The organism is Methanoculleus sp. UBA291 (genome assembly GCF_002499755.1).
In the GTDB taxonomy this organism is placed as follows: domain Archaea; phylum Halobacteriota; class Methanomicrobia; order Methanomicrobiales; family Methanoculleaceae; genus Methanoculleus; species Methanoculleus palmolei.
On sequence record NZ_DANC01000056.1, the window covers coordinates 1 to 8,557 of the forward strand.

The window sequence follows — 8,557 nt, forward strand, 5'->3', positions numbered from 1 at the left end:
GGGAACCCCTGCACCTGCGGGCGGAGTTATCCGCTGCTCGAGAGGGTGGAAGGACGGGTGCAGGACTTCATCGTGACGAAGGATCATCGGCTCATATCAATGACGGCGGTGAACATGCACTCCAGTGTCTTCGACAACGTTGCACAATTTCAGTTCTACCAGAGTAAGAAAGGAGAGGTTCTGATGCGGATCGTGAAAAAACCGGGGTATACCTACCGGGATACGGAACGCATCCTCCGCGAACTCGGAAGAAAGTTTGAAAACGGCGTGGACGTGACCATCCGCTTTGTCGGCAAGATCCCCCGCACCCGGCGCGGCAAGTACCGGTTCCTGATACAGGACCTGCCGTTAGATCGGTGGGGCCATCTGATCTGAGAGGCCGTGCACAGGGCTACATGAGGGGGGAACGACGAGAGTTACCCTGCCGGATACACCAGAACGGCCTCTTTCCTCTCCTGGAGACGGCGGTCCGGATCTTCAGGATCATGGGCCGAGCCCCTCGACGCGAGGAGGGGGTGGTTGACGCCCTTCTGTCCAGTGCCACATCCCGCTCTCCCCGCTCGATGGATGCGGAAGCCCGGATGGCCCCGACGTCGCCCGACCCGGTCCCGGTCCCGGTCCCCGGCGCATAACTCAATTCTCGCCCGTTTTTCCGGTCGTTCTGCCGGGGGCCGGCCGGCGGATCACGGCCGGAACCGCAATACCCTCATTACAAATGATGACAGATAGGTAAATGAGAGGAGTGTAAACAAGTGTCCGCGATTCCAGAGGAAGAGTATCTCTATAAATGTACGTCCGCCTGTGCGGGGTGCAGTTCTTCCCTGTGTCTGCGCTACGTGCTCAAGGCGGCCGGTCCCGATACCGTTCTGGTCGTGCCCGCCTGCTGCACCAGCGTCATCCAGGGGGCCTACCCCGGCACGGCGATGAACGTGCCCGTCTATAACATAGCATTTGCCGCAGCCGCCGCCTGCGCCTCCGGCATGAGCAACGCTCTCCGGTCGCTCGGGAAAAAGACCAACGTCATCGTCTACGCAGGCGACGGCGGAACGGTCGATATCGGGCTCCAGTCGCTCTCCGGGGCCTTTGAGCGCGGGACCGACTTTCTCTACATCTGCTACGACAACGAGGCGTACGGCAACACCGGCATGCAGCGGTCGGGTGCAACGCCCCTCGGTGCGCGCACCACCACGACGCCCGGCGGCAAACCGACGCCGAAAAAGGACCTCGACCGGATCGTCGAGGCGCACAACCCGCCCTACATGGCGACCGCCTGCAGCGCTTACCCCATCGATCTCTACAAGAAAGTGAAGAAGGCGCTCTCCGTCGAGGGGCCGAAGTTCATCCATATCCTTGCGCCGTGCCCGCCCGGCTGGCGCTACCCCACGGAGAAGACGGTCGAGATGGGGAAACTTGCGGTGAAGACCGGGACGTGGATCCTCTACGAACGTGAGCTCGGAAAACTCGCGATCAGCGGCCCGTCGAAGACGGCGATGAAGAAACCCGCACCCCTGGAAGATTACCTGCGGGGCCAGGGCCGGTTCAAGAACTTAAGCCAGGAAGTCTTAAACGAGATGCGTCAGCAGGTGGAACGGAACATCCAGCGGTTTTCCCGCGAGGAGGCAGGCGCATGCTGACGATTGCAACCGGCAACAAGGCGGTTGCCGCCGCGGTGAGGAACGCAAAGCCGGGCGTCGTCGCCGCATACCCGATCACCCCCCAGACCGAGATCGTGGAGCAGATCGCGGAGTACGTCAATTCAGGAGAACTCGACGGCCGGTACATCCCGGTGGAGAGCGAGCACTCGGCCATGGCCGCCTGCATCGGGGCGAGCGCCGGGGGCGTCCGCACCTTCACGGCGACGAGCTCGCACGGTCTCCTTTACATGCACGAGATGATCCACTGGGCGGCGGGCGCGCGCCTCCCGATCGTCATGGCGAACGTCAACCGGGCGCTCGGGCCCGGGTGGAACACCTGGGCGGAGCACAGCGATGCCTTCTCCCAGCGCGACACGGGGTGGCTGCAGGTCTTTGTGAGCACGGTCCAGGAAGCCTACGACACCACCCTGATGGCGTTCCGGATCGCCGAGAACGAGGGCGTCCTTCTCCCCGTGATGGTTAACCTGGACGGGTTCGCGCTCAGCCACATCATGCAGTCACTGGAGACCGTGGAGGTCGGCGATTTCCTGCCCCCCTACCATCTCCCGCACGCCGTCGATACAAAGAACCCCTGTGTCTACGGCCCCATGACCTTCTCGAATGATTACTTCAAGTTCCGCTGGGATATCGAGCGGTCGATGCGCGATTCCCGGGGCGTGATCGCGGACGTCGAGCGCGAATTCGCAGAGCGGTTCGGCCGCTCCTACGGCCCGACCGAGGATTACCGGTGTGAGGACGCCGACGTCGTCGTCGTCGCCATGGGGACGCTCGGCAAAGAGGCGGAGGTGGCGGTCGACCGTCTCCGCGACGAGGGACTGCGGGCCGGCTCCATGCGCCTGCGCTGGTTCCGCCCCTTCCCGGACCTCGACCTTGCCGGCCGGGAGGTCGTGGTGATCGACCGCGACTACTCCTTCGGCTTCGGCGGCGTGGTTGCGCATGCCGTCAGGGCGAAGACGGGCGTCGAGCCCTACAGCGTGATCGCCGGCCTCGGCGGTCAGGAGGTCACCTACAACGACATCGCCGACTTTGTTCGGAACCGGCATCCCGGTGAGGAGACCTGGTTCGGGGTGAGCGACCGTGTATGAGATACGAATCCACTCCCGGGGCGGGCAGGGCGGCGTCACCGCTGCAAAGCTCCTCGCCCTCGCAGCATTCCGGGACGGAAAACATGCAACCGCCTGCCCGTTCTACGGGGCGGAGCGGCGCGGGGCGCCGGTCGTCTCGTTTGTCCGGATCGACGATCGGCCGATCAAGATCTACAGTCAGATCCACGAGCCGGACCTCGTGATCGTCCTTGATACGAGCATCATGGATGTTGTAGACGTCCTGCAGGGCCTCAAACCCGATGGGACGGTCCTCCTGAACAGCGCCCACGCGCTCCCCGGATGCAACGGGACCTGCTCCTACGTCGACCTGACCGGGATCGCGCTCGCACAGAACCTTGTGGTCGCCGGGAGCCCCATCCTCAACACCCCGGTGCTCGGGGCGCTCGCGAAGATGGGCATCATCACCCTCCCGTCGGCGGAAAAAGCAATCCGCGAGATGTTTGCCGACGAACGGAACGTGAAGGCCGCTAAAGCGGCGTATGAGGAGGTGCGGGCATGAGAGAGAGGCTTGCGCTCAGCAGACCTACGGAGGCTTCTTCGGGGAAGACGGGGTCCTGGCGGACGTTCCGGCCCGTGGTGGACAAGGAGACGTGCAACGCCTGCGGGCTCTGCGCCCAGTACTGCCCGGACGGGGTCATCGACAGGGAACTGAACATCGATCTCGATTACTGCAAGGGATGCGGCGTCTGCGCAAACGAGTGCCCGAAGCAGGCCATCACCATGGTGCGGGAGGAGCGCTGACCCCATCGTCGATGGGGCAGGTGGCGACATACTCAAGGCTGAACCGGTAAAAGTGGGTGTAGCCGCAGTTCCGGCACCGGGTCGTGAAGTGGCTGCTCCCGATCACGAGGTCGTGCGGCCCCGTGACTCCGCAATTTTTGCACCGGGCGCCGGCCTCGAGTTCCCAGACACCGTAACGCCCGATACTGGTGCGGACCCCGGTCGCTCCGGCGTTTTCAAACCGCGGGACGAAGATCCGCGTCACCCCGCAGGCGGAGCAGATCACCTGTGCCTGTGCGGAGACCGCTTTTATGACCTGGTCGGCAATCTCACCGCAATGATAGCAGCGGGTGCGGTGCCGGGTGAAGATGAACCGCTCGCTCATGACATGACACTTGGCGGCCCGAAGATAAAACCTCCGTTCCGGAGGGCGGCCCTCCACCCCGCGGGGCGACCGGCTACCTGCCGCGCACAGACCGGAACATGGTGAAAGACAAACGTTAAATAGCACACCCGCACCTCTGTTGCCGTCAAGGAGGTTATGAGATGGCAGCGTTGAGAGTCGCACCCTACGTCTGTGCTTACTCGGATGAGAATGAAGAGAACCTGCACATTGAGATTGAACTGCCCGGCGTCGAGAAGAAGGACATCACCTTCAAGATGCAGGAGACCAGTTTCTCCATCGATGCAATCCGCGGCGACGTCCGTTACGTCGGGACCTATGCGGTCGGTTGCCCCGTAGACCCCGACAAGGCGAAGGCAACCTTCAGGAACGGCCTTTTAGCCGTGGACGTCCCTTACGTCCAGCCGGTTGCGGAGGAGACGAAGGAGATCCCCATAGCGGAGTGAGGGGACTCCGCGGGCAAAATCTCTTCTTTTTTTTGAATCCGGAGAAACCCTCCCGTCAGGAGTCATCCCGCCGAAAGTCTTCGGGGCATCGGAGTCCCACGCGAAGTGCGGCTTCCCCGAAGGGGAGCAACAGGCACCGATCGACGGGGCTTCACGCCTCCGCGTGAGGGCGTATCGCCGTTCGCTACGCGGTTAACCCACGCGAAGAGAGTTCCGGGCGGTCCCATCCGGAGCCCCCCTTCCATCGGGAAGAGTCACCTTTATTAGCCTGCATCCGCACGTCAGAAGTATGAACCCGGCACGCGGACATGAACCGGAAGCACCCGGAGCACCGGTGCGGGAGGAGGCGCCTTCAAACAGGCTGGTCCACGAGAAAAGCCCGTACCTGCTCCTGCACGCCCATAACCCCGTCGACTGGTATCCCTGGGGCGATGAGGCTTTTATGCGAGCAAAGGAGGAGGACAAACCGATCTTCCTCTCCATCGGCTACTCGGCCTGCCACTGGTGCCACGTCATGGAGAAGGAGTCGTTTGCGGACCCCGTGGTTGCAAAACTCTTAAACAGTGTCTTCGTCTGCATCAAGGTGGACCGGGAGGAGAGGCCGGATATCGATCAGGTATATATGGCGGCGGCTTACGCATTGACCGGAACAGGGGGATGGCCGCTATCCATCTTCATGACCGCCGACAAAAAACCGTTCTTTGCAGCGAGTTATATCCCTAAGGAGAGCCGCTACGGGATGACCGGTCTCCTGGATCTCATCCCCCGGATCAGCAAGGTCTGGCAGAGCCAGCGGCAGGAACTCGAGACGGCCGGGAGCCGGGTGCTTGAAGCGATACAGAACGCGGCCCGCACCCCGCCGAGAGAGGGCGAACTCTCCGAGGTTACCCTCGATGAGGCCTACGAAACCTTCTTCCGGGTCTTCGACGGGGAGAACGGCGGGTTCGGGGATGCGCCGAAGTTCCCGACCCCGCACAACCTCATATTCCTGCTCCGGTACGGGAGCCGGACCGGGAAAGAGCCGGCATACGCGATGGTCGAGAAGACGCTGCACGCCATGCGGCGCGGCGGGATCTTCGACCAGATCGGTTACGGGTTTCACCGCTACTCAACGGATGCGGAATGGTTCGTCCCGCACTTCGAGAAGATGCTCTACGATCAGGCGCTTCTCGTCATAGCGTATACGGAGGCCTACCTCGCGACGGGGAGAGAGGAGTTCGCCCGGACCGCCCGGGAGGTGATCGCGTATGTCCTGCGTGAGATGACCGATCCTGCCGGAGGGTTTTACTCGGCGGAAGACGCGGACAGCGAGGGGGAGGAGGGGAAGTTTTACCTCTGGACGAAGGACGAGGTCCTCCGGGTCCTCGGGGAGGAGGACGGGGAGCGGTTTTCCCGGATCTTCGGCGTCACGGAGCCGGGGAACTACCGGGAACGGCCCGGCGGGAGGAGGACGGGCAAGAACATCCTCCGCCTGCGGCGCCCGCTGGCGTCGTGGGCCCATGAGTTCTCGACAACGGAAGAGGACCTCGCGTGGTTCGTGGAGGATGCCCGGCAGAAACTCTTTGCGGCTAGGGAAAAGCGCGTCCGCCCGGCAAAGGACGACAAGATTCTCACCGACTGGAACGCACTCATGATCGCCGCTCTCGCGAAGGCGGCCCAGGTCTTCGACGATCCGGGTTACCTGGCCGCGGCAAAGAAAGCGCTTTCATTCGTCCTTGCGAACCTTCGCCGGCCCGACGGGCGGCTCCTCCACCGCTATCGGAACGGCGAAGCCGGGATCACCGCGACCCTCGACGATTATGCGTTTATGCTCCGGGCTCTCCTTGAGGTCTATGAAGCTTCGTTCTCTCCCGGCTACCTCCGGACCGCCGTCGAACTCTCCCGGGACCTTGTCGCTCATTACCGGGACCGCGACCGGGGAGGATTCTTCTTCTCTCCGGACGACGGGGACGCCCCCGTCCGCCAGAAAGGAGTCTACGACGGGGCAATCCCCTCCGGGAACAGCGTGGCCATGTACGCCATCTTCGCCCTCGGGCGGATGACGGCGAACCTTGAACTCGAGGAGACGGCAAACCGGGTGAAGACCGCCTTTGCCGATACCGTCCGCGAGGCCCCGACCGCCCACGCACACTTCCTCACCGGTCTCGAGTTCATGCTGGGACCGAACTTTGAGGTGATCGTCACCGGGATTCGTGACGCCGAGGACACAACGGCGATGATCCGTGCCGTTCGCTCGCACTACTCACCCGACAGCCTCGTCATCTTCCGCCCCGCCGAAGAGGAGAGTCCGGAGATTGCCGGGATTGCCGGATTCACCCGGGACATCGAGATGATCGAGGGGAAGGCGACGGCGTACGTCTGCACCAACTACGCCTGCGATATCCCGACGACCGATATCGACGAGATGCTGCGGCTTATCGGGTCGAAGGAGCGGTCGCCGGAACCGATCATCTGACGGCGCAAAGGAGGCTGTACGATGATGCGAAACGGGGTCGATATGGGGAGGGGGGAGACCCTTATGGATGTGGTGCATTGATGCGGAGGTTCTTCGAGGACATCCCGGCTCCTGGACCCCGAACGGATGGCGTGGTTCATCCGCACGGCCAGAGCGACCCGCCGGTTCCCCCTCGCCCCCGACGCCTCCCACCATGACCCGTTGCAGCACCTGAACCTGCTTGATAACGGGCAGATGACAAACGCGGCGGTCCTCCTCTTCGGAAGACAGCCGCAACGGTTTCTGATCTCCTCCGAGATCAAGTGCGCCACTTCCGCGGCACCGAGGTCGCCAAACCGATCCCGTCCTACCTGGTCTACAAGGGCACGGTCTTCGATCTCGTGGACGCGGCGGTGGATTTCGTCCTCAGCAAGATCGCCCTCTCAGTGGGCACCCGGAAGGCCGGGCCGCAGGCGCCGGTGCGCTACGAGATCCCCAAAAGAAGGTGGTGGCAGAGGCGATCGTGAACGCCGTCGCCCACCGCGACTACACCAGTAACGGCAGCATCCAGGTGATGCTCTTTGCCGACCGGCTGGAGGTCTGGAACCCGGGCACGCTCCCGCCGTCTCTGACGCTCGAGAAACTCCGGCAGGCCCACGGCTCGGTGCCGGCGAAACCAGGGAAGAAACTAGGGAGAAGAACCTGACCCTGATGAGCGAATCGGCATCACGCCAAAAGGAATTGAATGGCAGATCCGGCGATGGAAACAGGCCTGCATCTCGGGGTGTACCCTCCCGAGGGCCGGATTCGGGTGGCGGCGCCGTTACGCGTGGACGACGAAGTGGTGCGGCTGGCGGTGATCACAAAACTGCCGTGGATCAAACGGCAGCAAACCCGATTCAGGGCCCAGGAACGCCAGAGCCCGCGAGAGTACACTTACCGCGAGACGCGCTACTACCTCGGCAAACGCTATCTGCTGAACGTCGTCGAGGGTGCAGGCCCGTCCCGGGTTGAGGTGTGCAATAAGATAAGGATCGATCTGTATGTTCCGGCTGGAAGCGACGCTGTCAAACGCGAACAGGTCATGCTCAAGTGGTATCGAAAGGAACTCAAGGCTCTGATTCCGCCTCTGATCAACGTGTGGCAGGAGACGCTCGGGGTAACGGTGGACGACTGGGGGGGTTAAAAAAATGAAGACCAGGTGGGCAGTTGCAACATTGAGGCCCGACGGATCTGGCTGAATCTGGAGCTTGCGAAGAAACCGGTTCAATGTCTCGAATACGTTGTCGTCCATGAGATGGTCCATCTGCTGGAGCGGAATCACACCGGCCGGTCAGAGGGACCTGATGGATCGGTTCATGCCACAGTGGCGACACTATCGCGATGTGCTCAATCAGGCGCCGTTAAGCCACGAGACCTGGAACTACTGAAACGATGCCGGTGTGAACACCTTCCTGTGAGTATATAGAGCATCCGCTGGAACAAGCGAAGTTATTGGGAAAACGGGTGAAGACGTTCTCGAACGTGGAGTATGCTTCAAAATTGTTGAACGCGCGAACAGTAAGCGAAAACACCGCTCCACGTCAACACGACGTACTCCGGGAGAAATGTATCGACGCTACGTCAATCCGGGTTGACGTATATTTCCGTGCGGGCTCTGAGTTACGTCCGGTTGACTTAGAGGTTACAACCTCCCATATGTCAACGTCCGTTGATTTGTAAGGCAACTTATATGGGGAGGTGATCCCGAAACACCTCAGCCGGGAGGGAGATGCCTTTCGAAGAACTTCGTT

General features: G+C 62.0%; 9 protein-coding genes and 2 pseudogenes. 10 read left to right on the forward strand and 1 reads right to left on the reverse strand.

Going from position 1 to position 8,557, the window contains the following annotated elements; translation table 11 throughout:
* From BP737_RS13380 to BP737_RS13400, 5 genes and pseudogenes are all read left to right on the forward strand, one after another.
* Nucleotides 1-375, forward strand: a pseudogene (locus tag BP737_RS13380) (phenylacetate--CoA ligase family protein); the annotation flags it as partial.
* Between the two features lie 377 nt (nucleotides 376-752).
* On the forward strand, nucleotides 753-1,634 hold the full coding sequence (locus BP737_RS13385; protein WP_292408159.1) for a thiamine pyrophosphate-dependent enzyme: 882 nt from the start codon (nucleotides 753-755) through the stop codon (nucleotides 1,632-1,634).
* Complete coding sequence (locus BP737_RS13390) at nucleotides 1,628-2,740, forward strand: transketolase C-terminal domain-containing protein (protein ID WP_292408162.1); 1,113 nt, start codon at nucleotides 1,628-1,630, stop codon at nucleotides 2,738-2,740. The genes BP737_RS13385 and BP737_RS13390 overlap by 7 nt, the downstream gene beginning before the upstream one ends.
* The gene (locus tag BP737_RS13395) at nucleotides 2,733-3,260 is read left to right on the forward strand and encodes a 2-oxoacid:acceptor oxidoreductase family protein (RefSeq protein ID WP_292408165.1); all 528 of its coding nucleotides are present in this window, start codon (nucleotides 2,733-2,735) and stop codon (nucleotides 3,258-3,260) included. The genes BP737_RS13390 and BP737_RS13395 overlap by 8 nt, the downstream gene beginning before the upstream one ends.
* A complete protein-coding gene (locus BP737_RS13400; RefSeq protein ID WP_292408167.1) occupies nucleotides 3,257-3,502 on the forward strand; it encodes a 4Fe-4S binding protein in 246 nt (81 codons plus the stop codon). The genes BP737_RS13395 and BP737_RS13400 overlap by 4 nt, the downstream gene beginning before the upstream one ends.
* Here BP737_RS13400 and BP737_RS13405 read toward each other — a convergent pair.
* Nucleotides 3,477-3,866 (reverse strand): hypothetical protein, encoded by a 390-nt coding sequence (locus BP737_RS13405; protein WP_292408171.1) that lies wholly within the window; start codon nucleotides 3,864-3,866, stop codon nucleotides 3,477-3,479. The two genes, BP737_RS13400 and BP737_RS13405, sit on opposite strands and share 26 nt — an antisense overlap.
* 161 nt (nucleotides 3,867-4,027) lie before the next feature.
* On the opposite strand from BP737_RS13405, the gene BP737_RS13410 reads away from it, so the two are divergent.
* From BP737_RS13410 to BP737_RS13430, 5 genes and pseudogenes are all read left to right on the forward strand, one after another.
* The gene (locus tag BP737_RS13410; RefSeq protein WP_292408173.1) at nucleotides 4,028-4,330 is read left to right on the forward strand and encodes an Hsp20/alpha crystallin family protein; all 303 of its coding nucleotides are present in this window, start codon (nucleotides 4,028-4,030) and stop codon (nucleotides 4,328-4,330) included.
* Nucleotides 4,331-4,619: 289 nt separating this feature from the next.
* Nucleotides 4,620-6,785, forward strand: coding sequence for a thioredoxin domain-containing protein (locus BP737_RS13415; RefSeq protein WP_292408176.1), 2,166 nt, complete (start codon nucleotides 4,620-4,622; stop codon nucleotides 6,783-6,785).
* 302 nt (nucleotides 6,786-7,087) lie between these two features.
* Nucleotides 7,088-7,291: a hypothetical protein gene (locus tag BP737_RS13420; protein WP_292408179.1), complete on the forward strand. Its 204-nt coding sequence runs from the start codon at nucleotides 7,088-7,090 to the stop codon at nucleotides 7,289-7,291.
* Nucleotides 7,273-7,470 carry an ATP-binding protein gene (locus BP737_RS13425; RefSeq protein WP_292408181.1) on the forward strand — a complete coding sequence of 66 codons (198 nt, stop codon included), beginning with the start codon at nucleotides 7,273-7,275 and terminating at the stop codon, nucleotides 7,468-7,470. The genes BP737_RS13420 and BP737_RS13425 overlap by 19 nt, the downstream gene beginning before the upstream one ends.
* A 54-nt stretch (nucleotides 7,471-7,524) precedes the next feature.
* A pseudogene (locus BP737_RS13430) lies at nucleotides 7,525-8,232 on the forward strand (M48 family metallopeptidase).
* Nucleotides 8,233-8,557 lie beyond the last annotated feature (325 nt).